General features: G+C 70.6%; 18 protein-coding genes. 5 read left to right on the top strand and 13 right to left on the bottom strand.

All coding sequences use genetic code 11. From position 1 onward, the window contains the following. The 4 genes from QP089_RS03365 to QP089_RS03350 all read right to left on the bottom strand — a co-directional run. The coding region (locus QP089_RS03365; protein WP_285909695.1) for a biotin/lipoyl-containing protein at positions 1-643 on the bottom strand (643 nt) is incomplete at its 3' end. A gap of 190 nt (positions 644-833) precedes the next feature. After that, entirely contained in the window at positions 834-1,403 is a 570-nt protein-coding gene (locus QP089_RS03360) for a VOC family protein (RefSeq protein ID WP_285909693.1), read from the bottom strand. 131 nt (positions 1,404-1,534) lie between these two features. After that, positions 1,535-1,993 carry a hypothetical protein gene (locus QP089_RS03355; RefSeq protein ID WP_285909692.1) on the bottom strand — a complete coding sequence of 153 codons (459 nt, stop codon included), beginning with the start codon at positions 1,991-1,993 and terminating at the stop codon, positions 1,535-1,537. A gap of 18 nt (positions 1,994-2,011) precedes the next feature. Continuing rightward, positions 2,012-4,342, bottom strand: a complete 2,331-nt coding sequence (locus QP089_RS03350) for a thiamine pyrophosphate-binding protein (RefSeq protein WP_285909690.1) — start codon at positions 4,340-4,342, stop codon at positions 2,012-2,014. Between the two features lie 98 nt (positions 4,343-4,440). Here QP089_RS03350 and QP089_RS03345 point away from each other — a divergent pair, with 98 nt between their 5' ends. Continuing rightward, positions 4,441-5,130, top strand: coding sequence for a GntR family transcriptional regulator (locus QP089_RS03345; RefSeq protein WP_285909689.1), 690 nt, complete (start codon positions 4,441-4,443; stop codon positions 5,128-5,130). 173 nt (positions 5,131-5,303) lie between these two features. Here the strand turns inward: QP089_RS03345 and manA are convergent, their stop codons facing one another. The 4 genes from manA to mmsA all read right to left on the bottom strand — a co-directional run bounded on the left by manA (position 5,304) and on the right by mmsA (position 10,613). Then, positions 5,304-6,482, bottom strand: a complete 1,179-nt coding sequence (gene manA, locus QP089_RS03340; protein ID WP_285909688.1) for a mannose-6-phosphate isomerase, class I — start codon at positions 6,480-6,482, stop codon at positions 5,304-5,306. 95 nt (positions 6,483-6,577) lie between these two features. Continuing rightward, entirely contained in the window at positions 6,578-7,681 is a 1,104-nt protein-coding gene (locus tag QP089_RS03335) for a substrate-binding domain-containing protein (protein ID WP_285909687.1), read from the bottom strand. Between the two features lie 113 nt (positions 7,682-7,794). Continuing rightward, positions 7,795-9,096 carry a multiple monosaccharide ABC transporter permease gene (mmsB, locus tag QP089_RS03330; RefSeq protein WP_285909686.1) on the bottom strand — a complete coding sequence of 434 codons (1,302 nt, stop codon included), beginning with the start codon at positions 9,094-9,096 and terminating at the stop codon, positions 7,795-7,797. Continuing rightward, positions 9,093-10,613 carry a multiple monosaccharide ABC transporter ATP-binding protein gene (gene mmsA / locus QP089_RS03325; RefSeq protein ID WP_285909719.1) on the bottom strand — a complete coding sequence of 507 codons (1,521 nt, stop codon included), beginning with the start codon at positions 10,611-10,613 and terminating at the stop codon, positions 9,093-9,095. The genes mmsB and mmsA overlap by 4 nt, the downstream gene beginning before the upstream one ends. Positions 10,614-10,991: 378 nt before the next feature. Between mmsA and QP089_RS03320 the strand changes: the two genes are divergently transcribed. Both QP089_RS03320 and QP089_RS03315 read left to right on the top strand, forming a co-directional pair. Then, a complete protein-coding gene (locus QP089_RS03320) occupies positions 10,992-12,203 on the top strand; it encodes an ROK family transcriptional regulator (protein ID WP_285909683.1) in 1,212 nt (403 codons plus the stop codon). A gap of 69 nt (positions 12,204-12,272) precedes the next feature. Beyond that, on the top strand, positions 12,273-13,196 hold the full coding sequence (locus tag QP089_RS03315; protein ID WP_285909681.1) for an ROK family protein: 924 nt from the start codon (positions 12,273-12,275) through the stop codon (positions 13,194-13,196). On the opposite strand, the gene QP089_RS03310 is transcribed toward QP089_RS03315, so the two are convergent. Continuing rightward, entirely contained in the window at positions 13,197-14,459 is a 1,263-nt protein-coding gene (locus QP089_RS03310) for an MFS transporter (RefSeq protein WP_285909680.1), read from the bottom strand. It abuts the gene before it with no gap. A gap of 551 nt (positions 14,460-15,010) precedes the next feature. Between QP089_RS03310 and QP089_RS03305 the strand changes: the two genes are divergently transcribed. After that, a complete protein-coding gene (locus tag QP089_RS03305; RefSeq protein WP_285909678.1) occupies positions 15,011-16,201 on the top strand; it encodes an amidohydrolase family protein in 1,191 nt (396 codons plus the stop codon). A 280-nt stretch (positions 16,202-16,481) separates the two neighbouring features. Here QP089_RS03305 and QP089_RS03300 read toward each other — a convergent pair whose 3' ends face one another. The 4 genes from QP089_RS03300 to QP089_RS03285 all read right to left on the bottom strand — a co-directional run bounded on the left by QP089_RS03300 (position 16,482) and on the right by QP089_RS03285 (position 21,411). Beyond that, on the bottom strand, positions 16,482-18,104 hold the full coding sequence (locus QP089_RS03300; protein ID WP_285909676.1) for an FAD-dependent monooxygenase: 1,623 nt from the start codon (positions 18,102-18,104) through the stop codon (positions 16,482-16,484). Then, positions 18,104-19,042, bottom strand: coding sequence for an alpha/beta hydrolase (locus tag QP089_RS03295; RefSeq protein ID WP_285909675.1), 939 nt, complete (start codon positions 19,040-19,042; stop codon positions 18,104-18,106). The genes QP089_RS03300 and QP089_RS03295 overlap by 1 nt, the downstream gene beginning before the upstream one ends. A 217-nt stretch (positions 19,043-19,259) precedes the next feature. After that, positions 19,260-20,084: an IclR family transcriptional regulator gene (locus tag QP089_RS03290; RefSeq protein WP_285909674.1), complete on the bottom strand. Its 825-nt coding sequence runs from the start codon at positions 20,082-20,084 to the stop codon at positions 19,260-19,262. Between the two features lie 25 nt (positions 20,085-20,109). Continuing rightward, positions 20,110-21,411 (bottom strand): MFS transporter, encoded by a 1,302-nt coding sequence (locus tag QP089_RS03285; protein ID WP_285909672.1) that lies wholly within the window; start codon positions 21,409-21,411, stop codon positions 20,110-20,112. Positions 21,412-21,758: 347 nt separating this feature from the next. Between QP089_RS03285 and QP089_RS03280 the strand changes: the two genes are divergently transcribed. Next, complete coding sequence (locus tag QP089_RS03280) at positions 21,759-22,754, top strand: amidohydrolase family protein (RefSeq protein ID WP_285909671.1); 996 nt, start codon at positions 21,759-21,761, stop codon at positions 22,752-22,754. Positions 22,755-22,774: the final 20 nt, after the last annotated feature.

Here is a 22,774-nt window from a genome sequence, read left to right as displayed (position 1 = left end):
CCTTCACCGCGGACAGGTCCACCTCGTGCTCGGCGGCCAGCTTGCGCACCAGCGGCGTGACGTACGGGCCCTCGCCCGCGGGCGCGGTCTCGGCGGCCGGCTGCTGGGCCTGCTGCTGGGCGGGCTGCTGGGACGCCGGGGCCGGCGCGGGCGGCTGCTGCTGCTGTTGCTGGGCCGGCGCGGGCGCCGGCGGGGCGGCGGGCTGCTGCTGCGCGGGCGGCGGCCACGCGGCCGGCGGCGGCGCCTGCTGCTGCTGCTGGGCCTGCTGCTGGGGCTCGGGCTGCGCCGGGGCGGACTCCTCCTGCGCCGGCGCCTCCTGCGCGGAGGCCTCCTGCGCGGGGGCCTCCTGCTCCTGGGACTCCTGGGCCGGGGCCTCCTGCGCGCCGCCGCCGGACGGGGCGTCGCCCTCGTCCCCGATGACGGCCAGCTCGGCACCGACCTCGACGGTCTCGTCCTCGGCGACGGTGATGCTGGTCAGGATGCCCGAGGCGGGTGAAGGGATCTCGGTGTCGACCTTGTCGGTCGACACTTCGAGAAGCGGCTCGTCGGTCTCGACGCGCTCACCCTCCTTCTTCAGCCAGCGGGTGACGGTGCCCTCGGTGACGCTCTCGCCGAGCTGGGGCATAGTGACGGAGACCGGCATGGCTCTCAGCGACTCCTTCGAGAAAATTACTGTGCGCGGCTGTTCAGCCGTGCACGTGCAACGGCTTGCCGGCGAGGCGACCTATCTCATTCAGCCTGGACAGCATTCGGGTCGGCGACGCGGCCGAATCCGCGTCGCCGACCCCTTTCACGATTCGGATAGAACCGAGGTCTTTTTCGTGCCTTGAAGCCTAGTGCGCCCCCATGAGCACGCCCATCGGATCCGGCAGCTCTGCATGCAAGGACCAGGAGCGGTTCGTGAGCTCTTCGACGGTGGCGCCGGACTTCCGCGCCTTGAGCAGTTCCTCGGGGTCGAACGCCGGTCCCACCGAGTCGGCGGCGTACTCCGGGCCGTGCATGTAGTGCGTGGCGTCGTCGGGCTCGGTGAAGTTGTCGATCTGCATCTCGACGAAGTTGCCGTCCGGGTCCCGGTAGTACATCGACGTCGTCACGCCGTGCGCGATCGACACGGCGGGCGTGATCCCCTGGTCGCGCAGGAGCACGTACCGGTCCAGGAGGCCGTCGAGGTCGTCGAAGGTGTAGGCGACGTGGTGCATACAAGCGGTGGTGGGGCTCTTGCGCTCCAGCGGCGTGGGGGGATTGAGCAGCGCGATCCGGTGATGCTCCTCGTCAAAGGTGATGAAGGTCAGGGCGTCGTCCTCGTAGACCACGTGCCCGTCCAGGACGGTGCAGTACCAGTCGCGCATCGCAGCTGGCTGGCCGGTCTGGAACACGACGTGCGCGAATTTCGGGGTCGGCATCGCAGGGTCCTCCTCGGTGCGCCGGCGGATCGATCACCGGCCGGCTCGGGCTGTGACGCAAGGCACACAATAGTTACTATATTTGATAACAGCAAGGGTGAACTGGTCATTCTCCCGATCCCGCGGGCGCATCAGGCGACCTCGGTGCCGTCGGTACGGACGAGGCGCCCGTAGGCCTGCCGGACGGCCGGCAGCAGCCGGGCGGCCGCCTCGGGATCGGCTTGCTCGGTACGGAGTTTGAGGATGTCGCCGTTGCGCCGATCGGCCGGGACGTGGTCACCGCGGGCCGCTATCAGCGTATGGAAGTGCCGGTGGTTCTCCCCGAAGACCAGCAGGTACGTGGCCGGCGCGCCGGTGGCCTCGGTGACGGCCGCGACCAGATCCCTCGCGCGCCGGGCGAAGGTGACCAGTTCCGCGTCGTCGAGACCGGTGATGAGATCGGCGTGGCGCCTGGCCCGCAGGATGAACCAGCCGGGCACCTCGTATCCCGGGACGATCTCCGCGGCCCACAAGGGATCGCTGAACACCCGTGCGGTATCGCGGGCCTGCTCCATCTCGCACATCAGGCATGGATTCTCTGTGTCGTTCACGGTTTCCCTTCCGCGACGTCAGCGCAGATCGAGGGCCGCCGCCACGATGCTGTCGGTGTCGATGCGGTGGTGGCGGTACACCTCGTCGAGGTCGCCGGACTGGCCGAACCGGGTTACCCCCAGGTGGCGCGCGCGAACATTGTTGACAGCGGCCAGGAAGGCCAACGTGTGAGGATGCCCGTCCAGCACGGTGACCAGCGGGGAGCTCCGGTGCGCGGGGAAGGCGGCGTCCAGGATCCAGCTCGGCCCCTCGCCCTGGCCCGACCGGTTCTGCAGCGCCTCGAACAGCAGTCCTGGACTGGTCACGCACACCACGTCGGCGGGCACGCCCGACGCCGTCAGCCGGTCGGCCGCGGCCAGCGCCTCGGGCAGGAGGGCGCCCATGGCCGCGATGGTCACCGCGGGTGCGCCCTCGGCGCGGCGTATCGGGTACGCCCCTGCGACGACCTGGCGGCGCCGCAGCTCCCGGGCCGCCGGGTCGTCCGGGACGCCCGCCAGGGACTGGTCCACTGGCCGGGTAGACAGCCGCAGATAGGCCGACGTGCCGTCCGGGCGGCCGAGCCGGGCCAGCGAGGCCAGCAGCGTCCATTCGACGTCGATGGCGAAGGCGGGCTCATAGGTGACGCAACCCGGCTGCTCCAACCCGACCGACGGGGTGGTGATCGACTGGTGAGCGCCGCCCTCGGGGGCGAGCGAGACGCCGGACGGCGTGCCGACGAGAATGGACTGGCCGCCGGCGTAAATGCCGAACGACCAAGGCTCCAGCGCCCGCTCGACGAACGGGTCGTAGAGCACCCCGATCGGCAGCAACGGGCGTCCCCAGCGGCTCCAGGTCGCGCCGAGCTCGCCGAGCAACCCGACCAGGTTCGTCTCGGCGATGCCCAGCTCCAGATGCTGACCGGATGGGCGCTCCCGCCAGTGCAGGATCGTCTCGGGGTCGTCGTCGAACCAGTCCCGCCGCTCGCGCGCCGACCAGACACCGACCTTGTTGACCCAACCGCCCAGGTTGGTGGACGAGCTGACGTCCGGGCACAGCGTGACAACCTGCCGCGCCGCCTCAGGGGCTGCGCGGGTGAGGTCGAGCAGGGTCCGGCCGAGCGCGGCCTGGGTGGTGGTGCGGCCGCTCGGCGTCCGGCCGATGTCGGACGGGATCGCCGCGACCGCTCCCGCGGGGACCGGTTCCCTGCGCAGGCGCAGCGCGGTCTCGGCGCACAGCCGCCCGGCCGCCGAGTCCGGGGCGAAACGGGCCCACGGCTCGTCCGGCGACATCCCGACCCGGGCCGCCAGGGCGGCGAACTGCTCGGCCGACAGCAGCGACGAGTGGTTCTGGGGGTGCCCTTCGCTGGCCAGCCCATGCCCCTTCACCGTGTAGGCGAAGATCACGGTCGGCCGGTCGTCGCCGATGGCGTCGAGCGCGTCGCCGAGCGCGTCCAGATCATGACCGCCGAGGTCGCGGACCGCCGCGTGGATGGTGTCGTCCCGAAGGGTGCCCAGCAGGCCCCGCACCGCCGCGGAGTCCGGCCCGGACCCGGGCAGCCGCTCACGCAGCTGTTCCGGAGCGCACCTCAGCAGCCGCTGGTACTCCGGATTGGTCATCGTGTCCAGGCGTCGCCTGAGCGCCTCGCCTCCGGGCCGGGCGAACAACTCCTCCAGAAGGCGGCCGTACTTGACCGTGATGACCTGCCAGCCCGCCGCGTCGAACATGCCCTGCAGGCGGGTCGCGCCGATCTCGGGCACGACGCGGTCCAGCGACTGCCGGTTCAGGTCGACGATCCAGCACACCTCGCCGAGCTCGCCGACCATGGGGTCGAGGATCGCCTCCCAGCAGGCGCCCTCGTCCAGTTCGGCGTCACCGACCAGGGAGAACTGCCGTCCCGTGCCGGGGCCGCCGCCCTTGGACTCGACGTAGCGGCGGGCCAGCGCACCCCAGATCGGGGCCGTCGCGCCGATGCCGACCGAGCCCGTGGAATAGTCCACCACGTCGGGGTCCTTGGAACGGCTCGGGTAGCTCTGCAGTCCGCCGAAGGCACGCAGCGTCGTGAGGTGCTCCTCCTCCAGGCCGCCCAGCAGATAGTTGATCGCGTGCAGCACGGGCGAGGCGTGCGGCTTGACCGACACGCGATCCGCCGACTTCAGGCAGCCGAACCACAGCGCGGTCATGATCGTCACCATCGAGGCGCTGGACGCCTGGTGCCCGCCGACCTTCAGACCGGAGGGATTGGCCCGTTTCCGGTTGGCGTGATCGATGATGGCGGTGGACAGCCACAGCACCCGTTCTTCCACCTGACGCAGAGCATCGATGCGTTCCGCTCCCGGGCGCGGCGGGGACAGCGCCGTCGCGTTCGTCATGGTCACCTCCAGGGTGTTATCACATATAGCATGCCAGGCCGGGGTAGCTGATCGCTATAGTTGATATCGACCTACCCACCGCAAACAAGGGATCCGACGTGGCGACACCACGGGGGGCCGTCCGCCCCATCACGTCCCGATCGGTGGTCGATCAGGCCACCGACGAACTGCGCCGCGCGATCCTGGCCGGCACGCTCGCCCCGGGCGAGGAGTACTCGCTGCGCGAGCTGGCCGGCATGCTGAACATCAGCTTCATCCCGATCCGCGAGGCGCTGCGGATCCTGGAGAGCGAGGGCCTGGTCATCTCGCGGCCCGGCCGCAGCACCGTCATCGCGCCGCTCGACCTGGACGACCTGCACGGGATCTACCGGCTGCGGCGGACCCTCGAACCGGAGATCGCCAGGCGCTCGTGCGTCCTGCTGACCGACGAGGAACTGGACGCTCTGCACGCGCAGGCCGCCGGATTCGGGATCAGGGAACACGGCATGGCCGACATCTACGAAGGGCACCACGCGTTCCACCTCGCGCTCCTGGCACCCGCCGCGACGACCTGGGACATCCGGACCCTGACCACGCTCTGGCGCGCCGGCGAACGCTACATCCGGATCGGTTTCGGCAAGCTCGATCCAGACCCCGCCGAGCACGAACGCCGCGGGAAGGCGCACGTCGACCTCGTCGCTGCCTTCCGCAGCCGCGATCCCGACACCGCCGCCGCCGGCATCGAAGAGCATCTGTCCCGCAACGAGCAGATCGCCCTCGGCGCCCTCGGGGACACGCCTCACTCTTGATCTCCGTCTCGGCTCGGCAGGTGTTCTGTCCCCGTGAGGTTGTGGGGGCGCGGCCGGCGGGTGGGTCCGATCGCCTCCACGACGGCAGCGAGATTCGCATGTTCCCGCTGGGGCGCGAAGGGATCAAGCGGCCCCACCGGCACCCCGGCCATCCATACAGGGGACGGTCTCCGTCACCGGTGGTCGGCTTCGGGGACGGATGCCCGGAAACCGAGACCGTCGCCTTCGATCACCAGCGGGCCGGCGCCCTCGTAGGGCACGAACAGGGCCTCGCCCGGAGTGAGCAGTTCGGTGGCGCCGCCGCGCGCCACGCTGAGGGTGCCCTCGAGGCAGAGCACCGCGCTGGGGCCGGGGACCGGGATGCTGATGGGCGGGCGCGGGCGCAGCCTGGTCAGTTGGAACTGCGCGGCAGGGGCCGGATACAGCTCCTCGCCCGTGGGCAGGACGGACGGCTCCAGCACGTCGGGCTGCGTCGGGGTGAAGTCGGTGACCGCGGCGAGTTCGGCCTTGTCGATGTGCTTGCCGGTCAGGCCGCCTCGCAGCACGTTGTCGGAGGAGGCCATGATCTCCACCGCCGTTCCGCGCAGGTAGGCGTGGATGGTTCGCGGCGCGGTGTAGAGGGCCTGCCCGGGCTGCAGCGCACTCAGGTTGAGGAGCAGGGAGGCCACCACCCCCGGATCGTCAGGGCGGTCCGCCGCGATCATCGCCGCCGCTCGGTGCGCGGGGTCGGGGTCGGTCGCGTCCGCGTCGCGTACCTCCGCGACCAGGGCGGAACGATCGGCGGCAGGCCAGGCGTTCAGCGCTCCCAGCGCCGCCTCGGGGCCGCCCTCCTCCAGGATGTCCGCGAGGCGCCGTAGCCGGGTGCCGTTCAGGGCCCGCAGCAGGCGCGCGGCGATCTCGGGCGCGCGGAAACCGGACAGCGCTTCGAACGCGGTGACGGCGTAGATCAGTTCCGGCTTCGGCCAGTCGTCGCGGTAGTTGCGGGTGGCGGAGTCGAGTGGGATCCCGAGCGCTTCCTCGCGCGCGAACCCGCGGCGGGCCTGCTCGGAGTCGGGGTGCACCTGGATCGACAGTGGCTTGGCGACCGCGAGGATCTTGAGCAGGAAGGGCAGGCGGTCGTGTCCGGGGCCCAGCAGGCCGGCGCGGTTCGCCTCGATCGCCGTCAGCAGGTCGGTCCCGTCGGCGAGCCTGGACGGCGCGGCCGGATGCGCCCCGACCCAGACCTCCGCCTCAGGGCCGGCCGTGGGCGAAGGCCTGCCCTGCAGGTCCGCGATGACCGTCCGTGAGCCCCAGGCGTAGTCGCGAATGGGGTTGTCCAGCCGGTGGAGCTGAAGCTGCGTGCCAGTGTGCATGTCGTTCGGCTTGAGGTTCCTGGGGGCGTGGCTCGAGGTGCGGTAGGTCGCACGGTCCGGCGGGCCGATGATGACTCGCCGGACCGTTCAGCCGCCTACTTGGTGAGCGGGGCGAGCTTGGGGTCGGTGGCATACGCCTGGGCGGCGTTCTCCTTGGTCACGATGACCGGCGGGAGCAGGTACGCCGGGACGACCTTCACACCGTTGTTGTAGCTGTTGGTGTCGTTGATCTGCGGCTTGGTGCCCGCCTGCAGCGCCTTCACCATGTTCACGGTCTGGGCGACGAGCTTGCGGGTGTCCTTGTTGATGGTGGAGTACTGCTCGCCGGCCATGATCGACTTGACCGACTCGGCCTCGGAGTCCTGGCCGGTGACGATCGGGAGCGGTTTGCCGGCGCCCTTGACCGAGGTCAGGATCGCGCGGGCCAGGGTATCGTTCGGCGACAGGACGCCGTCGAGGGTCTTCTTGCTGTAGGAGGAGGTCAGCAGCGAGTCCATGCGCTGCTGGGCACCCTCGGCCTTCCAGCCCTGGATCGCGGTCTGCTTGATGTCGGTCTGGCCGGAGCCGACCTTGACCTCGCCCTTGTCGATGGCCGGCTTGAGGACGCTCATCGCGCCGTTGAAGAAGACCGCGGAGTTGTTGTCGTCCGGCGAGCCGGAGAACAGTTCGATGTTGTAGGGACCCTTCGGCTTCTTCTTCCTCATGCCGTCCAGCAGGGCCTGGCCCTGCAACTGGCCGACCTTGAGGTTGTCGAACGCGACGTAGTAGTCGACGTCCTTGGTGTTGGTGATGAGCCGGTCGTAGGCGATGACGATCGCGCCGGACTGCTTGGCCTGCGCCACCTGGGTGGACAGCTGCGCGGCGTCGGTCGCGCCGATCACGATCACCTTCGCGCCCTTGGTGACCATTGAGGAGATCTGCGCCTGCTGGTCGGCCACCGTGGTCGAGGCGCCCGCGTACTGCACGTCGGTCTTGAACCCGGCCTGCTTCAGGCCGTTGGTGAACAGGTCGCCGGCGAGGACCCAGTTCTCGGAGGTCTTGGCGGGCAGCGCCACGCCGATGAGGGAGTCCTTGGCGAAGCCCTTGTCGTCGCCGCCCTTGCTACCGGAGCCCTCCCGGTCGTTGGAGCAGGACGCGGCAGTGAGCGCGAGCATGGCTGCGGCGCCGACCGCAAGGGTCTTGGTGAAGATGGAGCGCATTGTCGGGTGACCTTTCTCGGTTACTGCGGGGTGGGTTTGCCTGCCGCGGCAGTGGCGGTCGGAAGCCTGTCCGGAAGGGGCAGGTCAGCCGGAGCTCGGTCGGCCGTGCCCGGTCAGCCGGTGATGGCGGTCTTGCCGGCCGTGGAGTCCTCGGGTGACGACGTCACGTCCGCGGGTGGCGCGTCGCCGCGTTGGAACGGGCGCATGATCGACCCGATGACCGAGAAGCGGCCCTGCTTCTTGTTGAGAATGTCCAGCGCGGCGGCGAGCAGCAGCACGAGACCCTTGATCATCTGAACCCGGTCCGAGCCGACGCCCTCGAGCTGGAGGCCGTTGTTCAGCAGGGCCATGACCAGGCCGCCGACGATGGAGCCGCCTACGGTGCCGAGGCCGCCCGAGACCGCGGCGCCGCCGATGAACACCGCCGCGATCGCGTCGAGCTCCCAGTTCAGGCCGTCCTGCGGGCCGGACGCCGCCGATCGCGCCACGAAGATCATTCCTGCCAGTGCGGCGAGGATCCCCATGTTGGTCATCACGAAGAAGTTGACCCGGCGGAGTTTCACGCCCGAGAGCTCGGCGGCGCGGGAGTTGCCGCCGACCGCGTAGATGTGTCGCCCGCCGGCGGTGTTGCGGGTGTAGAACGAGTAGGCGATCACCAGGACGGCCAGGATGATGCCGGAGATCGGCAGGCTCGTGCCGACCCGCCCGCCGGCGAAGCGCAGCGTGGCGAAGATGATGACGCCGAGCATGACGGCCAGGCGGATCGCCGAGACCCACACCGGGGTGAGGTCCGCGCCCATCTGCTGCCGGACCTGCCGAGCGCGCCACTCGCGCACCACGACCGCGACGCACGCCAGCAGGCCGAGCAGCAGGGTCGGGTTGTTGTAGCCGGTGTCGGGCCCGACCTCGGGCAGGAAGCCGGCGCCGATCTTGCGGAAGCCTTCCGGCACCGGCACGGTGTCGGCATTGCCGATGTACTGGTTGGCGCCGCGGAACAGCAGCATCCCGGCCAGCGTGACGATGAACGCCGGCACTCCGACGTAGGCGACCCAGAAGCCCTGCCAGGCGCCGATCGCGGCACCGGCGAGCAGGCCGAAGGCGATCGCCGCCGGCCATGGCAGGTTCCATTCCGACATCGACTTGGCGACCACGATGCCGGTGAACGCGGCGACCGAGCCGACCGACAGGTCGATGTGCCCGGCGACGATCACCATCAGCATGCCGATGGACAGGATCAGGATGTAGGAGTACTGGCTGACGACCCCGATGAGGTTGCCCGAGGACAGGGTGAGGCCGTCGGTGAGGACCTGGAACAGCAGCACGATCGCCACCAGCGTGAAGATCATGCCGAACTGCCGGGCGTTGGACTGGGTGCCCCCGAAAAGGCTCTTCTTCAGGTCTTGGTATCGGCTCACGGCGTCGCCAGCTTCTTGTTGGAGGTCATCTGCTTCATGAGGAGTTCGGGGTCGGCCTCGCCGCGCGGCACCTCGCCGGTGATGGTCCCCTCGAACACGGTGTAGATCCGGTCGCACAGGCCGATCAGCTCGGGCAGCTCGGAGGAGATGACGATGACCCCCTTGCCCTGGTCGGCGAGCCGCTGGATGATCCCGTAGATCTCGTACTTGGCGCCCACGTCGATGCCGCGCGTGGGCTCGTCGAGGATCAGCAGGTCCGGGTCGGTGAACATCCACTTCGCCAGGACGACCTTCTGCTGGTTGCCGCCCGACAGCGTGGTGACGCCGACGTCGACCGCGGGCGTCTTGATCCGCAGGCTCCGGCGGTACTGGTCGGCGACCTCGTGTTCCCGGAACTTGTTGATCACTCCGTGCTGAGTGATCTTCGACAGCTTGGCGGCGACGATCGAGGACTTGACGTCGTCGAGCAGGTTGAGCCCGATCTCTTTGCGGTCCTCGCTCACGTACGCCAGACCGTGCTTGATGGCGTCGGAGACCGTCTTCAGATGGATCTCATCGCCGTCCTTGTAGGCGTGCCCGCCCTCCCAGATCCCGTAGGAGCGACCGAACAGGCTCATCGCGAGCTCGGTGCGGCCGGCGCCCACGAGGCCGGCGAAGCCGACGATCTCGCCGCGGCGGACGTTGAAGCTGGAGCGCTTGGCCACCAGCCGCTCGGCGGAGACGGGGTGGCGCACGGTCCAGTCACGGACCTCGAAGAACACCTCGCCGATGGCAGGGGTGCGGTCGGGGTAGCGGCTGCTCAGCTCGCGGCCCACCATGCCGCGCACGATGCGGTCCTCGTCGACGCCGTCGCCCTCGACGTCCAGCGACTCGATGGTCCGCCCGTCGCGCAGGATCGTGATCCGATCGGCGACCGCCGCGATCTCGTTCAGCTTGTGCGAGATCATGATCGAGGTGACGCCCTGCCGCTTGAACTCGCGCAGCAGGTCGAGCAGGTGCTGCGAGTCGCCCTCGTTCAGGGCGGCGGTCGGCTCGTCCAGGATCAGCAGCTTCACGTCCTTGGCGAACGCCTTGGCGATCTCGACCAGCTGCTGCTTGCCGACGCCGATGTCCTTGACGAGCGTGTCGGGGTCCTCCTTGAGGCCGACCTGTTTCAGTAGCGCCAGGGCACGGTGGTGGGCGCCCCTCCAGTCGATCGCACCGCTCCGGCGCATCTCGTTGCCCAGGAAGACGTTCTCGGTGATCGACATTCCCGGCACCAGCGCGAGCTCCTGATGGATGATCACGATGCCGGCGCTCTCGCTCGCGCGGATGTCGCCGAACCTGACCTCCTCGCCGCGATAGATGATCTCGCCGCTGTAGGTGCCGTGCGGGTGCACGCCGCTCAGCACCTTCATGAGGGTCGACTTCCCGGCGCCGTTCTCGCCGACGATCGCGTGGATTTCACCGGTGCGGACCGACAGGTTGACGTCGGCCAGGGCGGTGACGCCCGGGAACCTCTTGGTGATCGACCGCATCTCCAGCAGGACCGTGCCGGTCTCCGCGTCGGTGGCGGAGCCTTTGGCGGGGACTGAGTCCTTCGCGGGGTTCATGCCCGATGCCCCCCGCCCCGCAGCCCGCCAGGACTGCGCGTGTCCGGTCTCTTGGGGACGCGGCGTGCCTCTGACATCGACATCTCCGATGATCTTGATTTGCCTCTGGGTGCGGGTCCTGAGGAGGGCCGAGCGTGACCCGCTGTTGGCGCACGTGTATGACGCGGGTTACATCGGGGGCACTTTAAATCCAATTGTTTTACAAAGTCAACGGCAGGGGCCAGAATACTGTTGGCGCTGGCAGGGGCCCGGTGTCGGAAGAGAGGACCTTCGTTGCGGCAGGCAGGCACGAACCTTCCCAAGGTGGGGCGCTACAACAGTGCGGTGGTGCTGGACCAGATCCAGCTCGCCGACGGCATCAGCCGTGCCGAGATCGCCGAGCGCACGGGCCTCACCCCGCAGACGGTCTCCGGGATCGTGAAGAAGCTGCTCGCCGAAGGGATCGTCCGGGAGGACGGCTCCAGCCGCGTCGCCGGGCTCGGCAAGCCCCGCACGAGGCTGCGGATCAACGGCGACGCGGGCTGCGCGGTCGGCCTGCACTTCGACCCGGTCGGGCTCGCCTGCGTGGTCGTCGACCTGGTCGGGCAGCCGCTCGTGCTGAAGCGCAGTCCGACCCCGGTCGGCGCGCAGCCCGCCGAGGTCGTCGCGGCCATGGCGGACCTGGCCGGCCACGTGCTCGCCGAGGCGGCCGTGCCGCGCGAACGCGTGCTCGGCCTCGGCCTGGCCAGTCCCGGCCCGATCGACCAGGACCAAGGCATGGTCGTCGCGCCGCCCAAGCTCGCGAACTGGTCGCACGTGCCGATGAAGCAGCTGCTGAGCGAGGCCACGGGCCTGCCGGTGACGCTGGACAACGACGCTACCGCCGCCGCGATCGGCGAACGCTGGTCGGGCGCCGGGCGCGGGGTCGCCAACTTCGCCTACTTCTTCTTCGGCACCGGCATCGGCGGCGGCCTGATCCTCAACCACCAGGTCCACCGGGGCGGCTCGCTCAACGCAGCCGAGTTCGGGCACACCTCCGTGGAACCGGACGGTCCGCGTTGCTACTGCGGCAACCACGGCTGCTTGGAAAGCCTGATCAGCCCCGCCGCCATCACCACCGAGACGCACCGCAGGCTCGCCGAGGGGGGAACGGGCAGTGCGCTGGAGAGGCCCTTCCAGCGCGACCCCGGCACCGTCGACCACGCGGCGGTGCGGCACGCCGCCGCCGAGGGCGACCCGCTGGCCACCGCGGTCATCCGCGAGGCCGCCGAACGCGTCGCGTCCGTCGCGGTCAACGTCGCGAACATCACCGATGTCGACCTGATCGTGCTGGGCGGTCACGGCATCAGGCGCGTCGAGGCCCTCTACCGTGACGCCGTCGCCCAGGCCCTCGCGACCAGACCGCTGTCACGGCACATCCGGGTCGCGGACGTCGCGGTTTCGCCGCTCGGCCCCGACGCCGCCGTCGTCGGCGCCGCCTCACTCGTCCTGCACGCCACCTACTCGCCGCAGCTGTCGGCGCTCCTGGAGGACTGACCGGAGCGGTTCGTCGCCTCCGCTGCCCGCGCGCCGCTCACCCACCGCTCGCACACCAAGGATCTCTTCATGGACCATGACGTCGTACTCGCGGCGGACATCGGCGGCACCAAGATCAGCGCCGCTCTCGTGGGCGCCGACGGACAGGTGCACCGCCAGTCCGAAGTCGCCACCCCCGCCACCGAGCCCCTGCTCGAGGAGGCGATGCGCGAGCTGCTCGGCTCGGTGGCCGAGGGCGCCTCACCACGCGCGATCGGGCTGGCCTCGGCGGGCCCGGTCGACCCCGCGCGCGGCCGCGTCAGCCCGGTGAACATCCCGGCGTGGCGGGAGTTCCCGCTGCTCGACTTGGTCGGCGCCATCATGCCCGGCGTCCCGTCCGTCCTGGTCGGGGACGGCATCGCGGCCGCGCTGGGCGAGCACTGGCTCGGCGCGGGGCGGGGGGTCGAGGCGATGCTCGGGATCGTGGTGTCCACGGGCATCGGCGGTGGTCTCGTCCTCAACGGCGAGGTGTATCTCGGTCCGAGCGGCAACGCCGCCCACATCGGGCACGTCGTCGCCGACCCCGCCGGTCCACCGTGCTCGTGCGGCGGAACGGGATGCGTTGAGGCCTACGCGAGCGGGCCGTCGATGGTCAGGTGGGCTCGCGGTCAAGGATGGACGGGGCCCGACGCCCGCGCTCTCTCCGCCGCTGCCGCTCGTGGCCACACGATCGCGCTCGCCGCGTTCGACCGCGGCGCCCACGCGCTGGCCCGCGGCATCGCCGCCACGGCCACGCTGTGCGATCTGGACCGCGTCGTGATCGGCGGTGGCCTCTCGGCCGCCGGTGAGGTGCTTTTCGCGCCGCTGCGCAGGCACCTGGAAGGCTTCCTCACCCTCGGCTATGTACGGCGGCTGACCGTCGTGCCGTTCGGGCTCGGACGTTCCGCCGGACTGCTGGGCGCAGCCCGCAGCGCCCTCCCGACCGCTCAGTTCGGATTTCCCACCCCTGCCTAGCTAGGGGACGACAGGGGCGGCCTCGGGGGCGGAGACCGGATCCCCGGCGGGCGGGGAGAGCCTGCGCGGCAGGAGCGCCAGTGTCGCCGCGCCGAGCACGGCGGGCACCATGAAGGCAACGAAACCGGCCTTGGGGGAAGCGACCAGGGCGGTGACAGCCGAGACATAACTGGGACCGGCGATGGCGCCGATGCGCCCGACACCGAGCCCGAAGCCCAGGCCCGTGCCGCGCAACCGGGGCCGGTAGAACGCGCTCATGCAGGAGATCAGCAGGTTCAGGCCGTTCAGCGACCCGAGACCGGCAAGCGCGGACACCACCAGCAGCACCGGGCGCGGCTGCGGTGTGCTGAGCGTGTACAGCGCCGCGGCGGCGAGCAGGAAGCTGCCCAGGGTGACGAACTTGAGGTGGCCGCGGTCGGCCAGCAGCGAGACGCCGAGGCCGCCGACCGACGCCCCGATGGTGAAGGCGATCGAGAACTCCAGCGACGAACTGAGGTCGTAACCGGACTTCATCATCACCGTGGGCAGCCATGAGGTGGTGCTGAAGACCAGCACCATGCTCATGAACGAGGTGACGGCGAACAGGACGGTGCCGCGCCGGCTGCCGGGGACGAACAGTTCGGCGAGACGCGTCCGCTCGCGCCCGGCCTCGCCGGTGTCCGCGTCGGCCGTCCGGCCGGCGGGCACCATCCGCCAGATCACCGGGACGAGCAGAGCGGGCACCGCGCCGAAAAGGAACAGCCACTGGAAGTGCAGGCCGGGCAGCAGCAGTCGGCCGAGCAGCCCGGAGATGGACCCTCCGACGGGAACGAAGCCGAGGACGATGGCCAGGTGCAGGGTGCGGCGCCGTGGCGGCGCCCCGTCGGTGGCGTAGGCGCTGACCAGGGGGGCGAGCGCACCGATACCGAGGCCGGTGCAGAAGCGTCCTGCGGCGAAGAGAGCGAGCGTCGGCGCGATGGCGGTGCCGAGCATCGACAACGAGATCCAGCCCATCGCGATGGCCAGCGGCGTACGGCGCCCCATGCGGTCCGCTCCCCAGCCGGCCAGCACCGAGCCGAACGGCATGCTCAGCGCGGTCACGCTCCCGAGCATCCCGAGCGTTCCGGAGCCGGCACCCCATGCCTGGTAGTGGAGCAGGCTCGGACCGACGGTTCCGAGCGAGTACAGGTCGTAGCCGTCCACGAGGAAGACGAGACAGCCGAGGATCAGAACACCTGTCTGCCCTCTCCCGGTGGCGGGCGCGGGCACGGGCGTCGTGGTCATGAGATCTCCTTGCGCGGCGGGGCCGGCTCTCGTCTTCTCAGTGCGCGCGGCACCGGAGACCTCGGGCTCGGCCAGGGGTGGATGAAGCAGGAGTCGCGTAGCGGGAGCTCGACGAAAATTCCTGACCGGCACGCGGAGATGCGGCCAGGGTCGGGGCAATGAGCGGCGCGACTCGCCATGCGAGCACGCTCTTCTGGTACGGGTCGGCGGCGGAACATCACCGGAACCCATAAATAAGCATGATGATTATGGAGATGATGCATGCAGCCCAGATGCGAGTCAAGAGGGTCCTGTTGGCTAATCCACATGCTTATTGAGGGGCGCCGCGACAGCCAGCGCCGCACGGCGACCGGCGCGCCGAGAACCGATTCCGAGTCGGGTCTTGCTGTTATCAAATATCACGACTACCTTCAGGGCGGCGTGCGGACGTCCCCGGTCCGACCCTCCATCGATACCTCGAAGCAGGCAGGCCGGGTCCGTCAGGTGAGGTCATCCGGCCCGCCGAATCGTCACGCGAGTTGTCGCCCACCCCCCGAAAGGACACGATGGCGATGAGCACCACCGATTGGACGCGGCGCACGTTCGTCAAGAACGCGGCGGCTGCGGGCGTCGCGGCAGCCGCCGCGCCCGCGCTGCTGCGGACGCGCCCCGCGGCCGCGGACGCCGCCGGCACCCTCGCGCTCGAGAAGATCGCGCTCGCCAACGCGCGCGTCTTCGACGGCCGAACCCTCACCGAGCCCCGGACCGTGGTGATCGACAACGGGCGGATCGGCGTCAGCGCGCTGGGCGCGCGGACGATCGACGCGAAGGGCGCGACGCTGCTCCCCGGGCTGATCGACGCCCACGTCCATCTGGAGGACGTCAGCACCCTCGAGCAGCTGACCGGCTACGGCGTGACGACCGCACTGGACATGGCCTGCTGGCCGCCCTCGCTGATGAACTCGCTGCGGCACCGCACGGGACTGACCGATGTCCGCAGTGCCGGGATCCCCGCCGTCGCGCCGGGCAGTCTCGAGAGCCAGCTTCCCGGGTTCCCCCAGTCCGAGCTGGTGACCGGCTCCGACCAGGCCGGACGGTTCGTCGCCGCCCGGGTCGCCGAAGGATCGGACTACATCAAGCTCATCGTGGACACTCCCGGCCTCTCCCAGGACACTCTCGACGCGTTGGCCAATGCGGCGCACGCCTACGGCAAGCTCGTCATGGCGCACGCGACCTCGTCCGCCGCGGTCGACGAGGCCCTGCTGGCCGGCGCCGACATGATCCACCACGTGCCGCTCGACATCGCCCTGACCGGCACCACGGCGGCACGGTACGCCGCCGGCAGGCGCGTGTCGGTCCCGACCCTGACCATGATGGAGGGCTTCGCCGCCCTGGGCATCCCCGGCCTGAGTTACGCCGCGGCGCGCGACAGCGTCATCGCCCTGCACCAGGCGGGGGTGCGGATCCTCGCCGGGACCGACTCCAATCACAAGCAGGGGATTCCGGTGCAGCCCGCCTTCGGCACCAGCCTGCACCACGAGCTGGAGCTCCTCGTCCAGGCCGGGCTCGGCACCGTCGAGGCGCTGCAGGCGGCGACGGTCCTGCCGGCCCGGTCGTTCGGCCTGTACGACCGGGGAGTCGTCACCCCCGGATGCCGAGCGGACCTGATCCTCATCGATGGTGATCCCATCGCCGACATCCGCGCCACCCGCAACATCCAGCGCATCTGGGCCGGTGGCATCGAGTACGCCCCGGCCGCCTAGCCGGACCTCCCCGGCCTGACCCGGGCCGGTCGGTAAGTGCTCCGGGCGTCCGGCGAGCGGGCGCTCCGGGCCGAGTCCGTCGATCGGACGAGAGCCTGGAGCGCCCGTCCGAGCCGGCGGCCGATAAGCTCTTCGGCCGCGGTGACACGCAGGCGGTCGTCGGTCCGTGGTCGTGGTCAAGACGTCCAGCAGCAGGTCGAGGCCGATGACGAACTGGTCGCGGTCGTCGTGGTCGGGCAGGTCCGAGGGCGCGCGGCCGCGCCCGCCGCACCAGGCTCGCTCAGTGGGGTGCGGGGCTCCGGGCCCACGCGCCTCCTCGGACCATGTCGATCAGAGCCGCGGCGTCGTCCGGAACCTCGTCTCCCGCCCAGGCCACGATCTGGTCCGGACGCGCGAGAAGGAGCCTCGGCCGGGCTCGGCCCTCACCGGAGACCTCGGGCAGCCGGACGGTCTTCAGCGGGACACCGAGCGCTGCGGCCGCGTCTTCGATCGCCCTTTCTCCCGCCGCGCCGCCGAGCACCAGGAGGGTCAGGTCGTTGCCGAGCAGGTCATAGAGCGATCCGCCGTCTTCGAGGAAGCGGTGCGGCAAGCGGGCCCCGGGTGAGCCAACGCCGTCGGCTGTGGACCGCCCGTAGGAGATGACGGGTGACGCGGTGATGCGGATGTCGAGGACCAGGTCGAGGGAGTGGAACTCCGCCTTCTTGGTGTCCTGGATGCGCGCGCCCGCCGCTTCGCGTGCATCCGCGCCCGCTTCGTCGCCGTCATCGAGGTTGTCGGCGAGCAGTTCGGTCGAGAGCACCCGCATGTTCGCCGTCGCCTCGCCGATGACGCGTTCCTGGATGGGACGCCGTTCGCTCTCGTAGCTGTCGAGCAGGTCCGGCCCGCCCCACCCGTTCAGGACGGCCGCGAGTTTCCAGCCGAGGTCCACCGCGTCCCCGATGCCGGTGTTGAGTCCGTGGCCGCCGAACGGGGGGTTGAGGTGCGCGGCGTCGCCGGCGAGGAACACCCGGCGGTCGCGCATGCGGTCGGCGATCTGCATCCGCGCCGTCCAGGGGTCGGTGGACAGCACGTCGGCCCGCACCGGCCGACCGGCCAGGCCGTCGATGATGCTCTGCGCCCGGCGTTCACCGGTCTCGCGGTCGACGCCGAAGGCGATCGCCCACCACGTCCCCTCGCGGTCGATCGGGCCGACCAGTGCCGGCGCCGACGGGTTGACGACCCAGTACTGGACCGCCGGCCCGTGCTTCACGTGGCCCCAGAGCTCGGGACATGCGAAGACCATCCCGAAGTTGGGCCGGAGCGCCTCGCCCCCGCTGTAGGAGGCACCGATCTGCTCGCGGACGACGCTGCGGGGGCCGTCGCATCCGATCACGTAGTCGGCGGCCACCGTGCTCCGGTTCCCCGCGGCGTCTTCGACGGTGACGTCGACCAGATCGTCGCTCTGCCGTACCGCGACGACCCGGCTGCCGAGCAGGAGGTCGCACGCGTCGAGGCCGTCGACGGCCTCGCGGAGGAGCTCTTCCAAGACGTACTGGGGGACCTGCTGGCCGATCTCGGGGAACCGGTCGCCTTCGGGGCTGAGGCCGAGCACTCCGGTGAAACGTGACAGCTCGTGGCCGGTCAACGAGGTACAGAACACGACGTCCTGCGACCAGGAGGCGGGCAGTGGAGCGCGCTCGCGCAGCCGGTCCGCCAGGCCCCAGCGGCGCAGGTGCTCCATGGTGCGGACGTTGACGGTCTTGCAGCGCGGCCGGGCGGTGGAGACGGCGGCACGCGGTTCGACGATCAGGCAGCCGATGCCCCGCCTGCCGAGTTCGACGGCCGCCGCCAGGCCGACCGGCCCGCCCCCGGCGATCAGGACCTGTTCCTTGCGCGGGGGAGGGCCGCTCTCGCCGGAGGACATCAGCGCGCGCTCTCGGCGTTCCGCCCGGCCCAGGCGGTGCACTCCTCGGCGAAAGCCAGCTGGCGCAGATGCAGCGCGAACCCGAGCGTGTGGTGGTCGATGCAGTGCCCGGTTCCACGGGCGACGCTCGCGTCCACGAACGGCGCCGCGGTGAACATCGCGGCGAACCGCTCGACGTTCTCCGGGGTGCTGGCCCAGAGGGCGTCGAACTCGGCGAGAGCGTTGTGCACCGGGACGCGGACGCGCGGTGCCACGCTGGGCAGGTGTTCCTTCGGCCACATCGGTGCCTGGACGAGCTCGCGTACGGGTACCGGGGCGTAGGAGCCGTGCGCCTGCCGCAGCCCTTCGGGGCTGTAGGTGGACTCCGGCCCGAACATCACCTGGTCCCGCTGATCGTAGGGCAGGTCCACCGTCTGGTCGGCGGGCAGTGAGCCGAGCGCCTCGGCCGCACCGCCCGGCGGGATGACCGCACCCATCCCGGTGGCGGACACTCCGATCAGCGGGAAGCCGGGGTCGCCCGCGGCGATCATCAGAGCGATCATGCCTCCGATCGAATGGCCGACGAGGAACACGCCGCCGGCGCCGAAGCGCTCGACCGCCTGCTCGATGGCCGGCCCGAGCAGCTCCACGTGGCGGGCGAAGGTGTTGTCCTCCGGATCGAGCGGTGAACTGCCGCCGTAACCGGGGCGATCGAAGGCGACGACCGGGTAGCCGGTGCGGCCGGCCACGTCCAGGAACGAGCCCTGGTCGGCTCCCGCCACGTCGAAGTAGCGCGCGGTGTAGGTGCCACCGTGCAGCGCGACGATCAGTGGCCTGCCGTTGTCGGCGGCGGAACCGGCGGTGAGCGCCGTGATCTTGTGCCCGTCGGCCTCGAAGGTCAGGGTCTCGCGATGCTGGGCCATCATCGGCCTCCTGCCAGGGGTGGGTGTGGTGGTCATGCTCGCTCCGCGCGGCTGCGGACGAGGGAGAAGCGAGGTCTTGGAAAAGGCCTGGCCGGGCCCGGCCGCGCAACGCCCCGACGCCGGGAGCCCGGATGCTGGGAGGATATTCGCTATATGTGATAACAGCAAGCACTAGGGCGGCACGGGCGAGCACGCGAAACCGATTCCCGACGGCTCGCGACGATCGGCCCGAAGCCCTGGTCCAGGGCGCGGATCAGTGCCTTTCGGGCGGCCAGGACGCCCCGAGTTCCTCGGACATGGTCCGCGCCGACCGCCGTAGTTCCGCGGCCAGGTCGGCCAGGGCCTTCTCGGTGACCACCCGGGCGGGCATGGCCAGCGCGACGACCAGAGGCAGCGAATCGCCCGCGGTGAACACCGGGGCGGCGAGCGATGCGATCCCGGGGATCACTCCGCCGGAGGTGACGGCGACACCGTCACGGAGCACATCGGATTTGATCCGCGCTATCTCCTCTTGCGCGGGTACGCCTTGCTCGTCGGCCTCCAACTGGGCTTGCAGCACCGGTCCGGTGAGCGTGTCTGGCAGGTAGGCGAAGAAGGCCCGGCCCACCGCGGAGGTCAGCAGGGGCATCGTGGCCCCGACACGGACGGTGATGGGCAGCGCGTAGGCACCGTACTCCCACCGCACGATCACCGGGCCGTTCTCGCCCCACACGGCGAGGTTGACCGCGTGGGCCGTGCGGTCCCGCAGGCCGGGAAGGTGCTCGGTCACCAGACCGACCTCGTCCATGCGGCGCAACGACTCGATCCCGAGCCGGCGCATCGCCGGTCCCAGGTCGTAGAGGCCGGTGCTGGGCGACTGGGCGACGAGCCCGACCCTGGCGAGGCTCACCAGGTACCGGTGGGCCTTGCTCGGCCCCATCGCGCTCGCGGCCGCGATCTGTGTCAGGCTCATCGGGCCGAGACCCTCCTCGAGCGCCTGCAGGACCGTCATCGCGAGCTCGACCGACTGGATGCCCTGACGCGCCGGAGCCGCTGCGGCTCCGTCGGCCGCCTCGGGGACGTGCTGCTGGTCTGGCACGGCAGGAATCCTACTGGCGGCCGGACTACGGCGTTGCCGTGCGCCCGTCGAGGCCTGGGTCCCGGTCGGCGGGACAGCCGGGGCCGCCGGCGACGGCGCCCCCCGTCCGCAGGGCGGGGACCACCGCGGCGAGCGCCGCGCCGAGCAGACCCGGCACCGCGAACAGGTAGAAGTTCCATTCGATGGACAGGCCGGAGGACAGGATCCAGCCGCCCGCCGTCGGGCCGAGAATCGCGCCGAACCGTCCGGCCGACAGGGCCCAGCCGATGCCGGTCCCGCGGAGGGCGAGGGGGTAGCGGGTGACGATGAGCGCGTTGACCAGCGCCTGGGACCCGATGAACCCCAGGCCGCTGACGAACATGAGGGCGAACAGCGCCCACAGCGGTGGCCGCGCGCTCAGCCCGGCCAGGCCCGCGGCCCCGGTGAGGAAGGCGATCACCACGACGGGCTTGGTGCCGATCCTGTCGGCGGCCCGCCCGCCGGCGACCATGCCGACGCCCGCCCCCGCCCACATCGCCGCGGTCTGCAGCAGCGAGGAACCGAGCGAATAGCCGCCCGCCACCATGATCGACGGAAGCCAGGTGCTGATCCCGAACACCAGCAGGAGACCGCAGAACGAGATCACCCAGAACAGCAGCGTCGCCATGCGCACGCCGCGGGCGAGCAGCGGCCCCAGTCCGAACAGGTCCCCCGCCTTGCCGGGTTCGCCGCTGTCGCGGGCGGGCGCCACCGGACTCTCCGGCAGCAGCCGGGCCGACAGTGGCAGCAGGGCCAGCACCGGCACCGCGCCGCCCAGATAGATCCACCTCCAGGACGCGTCTGGCAGCAGCGCGGTTCCCAGCAGCGGCGCGAGCAGCGCGCCCGCCGGATAGCCGGCCATCATGATCCCGACATTGCGGCTGCCGTGCCCCGGCGCCGACACATCGGCCACGTAGGCGGTGACGGTCGGCAGGACGACTCCGAGCCCGGCTCCGACGATCAGGCGGGCGATGCCGAAGATGGTGAACGTCGGCGCGAGGGCGCAGATCAGCATGCCGGCGGAGAACAGCGCGGCACCGCCCAGGATGAGGCGGCGGCTGCCGAGCCTGCGGACCAGCACGGCGGCGAGCGTCGCACCGGCGAGCATCCCCACGGCCACCATCGACCCGACGGTTCCGGCGGAGGACTTGTCGGCCCCGATGCCCGCACGGCCGAGCAGGGACGGGACGGTGACCCCGTAGCAGGCGAGGTCGTAGCCCTCGAGCGCGGCGAAGCACGCGGTCAGGGGCAGCAGGGCGCGCCGGGCGGCGACGCCGCGCGACAGCGGACCGGAAGTGGTGAGGTGCATCGGAAAGACTCCCGCCTTCTGCCGTGCGGTGGCGCCGGGGTCGGCGCCGGGTTTGACACTGACGGACCGTATGCTTCACTATCCATAAAGTCAATGCACAATAGTGAAAGCCCCCGATGGTCGACCGGTCATCGCGCCACGGCCGACTCTCAGAACGCCCACCTGAACGCCGAACGCCTGTTGCGCCTGTGCACGCATCGTTTCGGTGGGACGTCCCGGGGGACGGCGATGCCAGGCACCCGAGCCCGTACCGTCGCATCCGACCGGCTGTTCAGCATCGCCGTGGAGAGCCGGCAACAGCACCCGACGACCTGCCGCCCGCCTGCGGCATCGAAAGGAACCGGCCAGTGAAGATCATCGCTCTCGAGGAGCACTTCGTCGATCCGGCCGTCAGCAGGGCGGCCGCGCCTGCCGCGACCGCGTTGAGCCCCGATTTCGGAACCGCGTACGCGCCGGCGTCCGGTTTGCCCTACTCGCCTCCCGGTGAGGTGCTGATGGACCTGGCCGAGGGGCGGATCGCCGACATGGACGCAGGCGGCATCACCATGCAGGTGCTGTCCTGCCTCGGCCCCCAGCAGGTGCCGCCGGACGTCGCCCCCGAAGTCGTCCGCGCAGCCAACGACAGGTCCGCCGCCGCGGTGCGGGCCTACCCCGACCGCTTCGCCGCCTTCGCCGCCCTGCCGACCGCCGTCCCCGGGGCCGCCGCCGACGAGCTGGACCGCTGCGTCGGCGAACTCGGCTTCGTCGGCACCATGATCCTGGGACGCACCGACGGGGAGTTCCTCGACGCTCCGCGTTTCGACCCGATCCTCGCCAAGGCGGCCGCCCTCGACGTGCCGATCTTCCTGCACCCCGGCGTGCCGCCGCGCACGATCACCGAGAGCGACTACTTGGGCGGCCTGTCACCCGTGGTCGCCACCCGCCTGCAGACCAGCGCCTGGGGCTGGCACCAGGAGACCGCGGTCCACTTCCTTCACCTGGTCCACTCCGGGACCTTCGACCGGTACCCCGAGCTTCAGATCATCCTGGGCCACTGGGGCGAGATGATCCCCTTCTACCTGGACCGCATCAACGAGGCGCTGCCCCAGCGCGCGACCAAACTGGAGCGCTCCTTCGAGGAGTACTTCCGGCAGAACGTCCACATCGCTCCCAGCGGCATGTTCAGCCAGGCGCAGTTGCGATTCTGCCTGGAGGTGGTCGGCTTGGAGCGCATCGTCTTCGCGGTCGACTACCCGTTCATCGGCAATGAGGGCGTCCTGCCCTTCTTCGAGCAGGCCGACCTTCCGCAGGAGGCCAAGCACAAGATCGCACACGAGAACGCCGAGCGCCTGCTACGCCTGTGATGGGGGCGGCCCCATTCTGC

Source organism: Actinomadura opuntiae (assembly GCF_030283205.1).
Classification (GTDB): domain Bacteria; phylum Actinomycetota; class Actinomycetes; order Streptosporangiales; family Streptosporangiaceae; genus Spirillospora.
The sequence above is the reverse complement of the archived record's forward strand: the minus strand, read 5'-3'. Positions and strand labels throughout refer to the sequence as shown.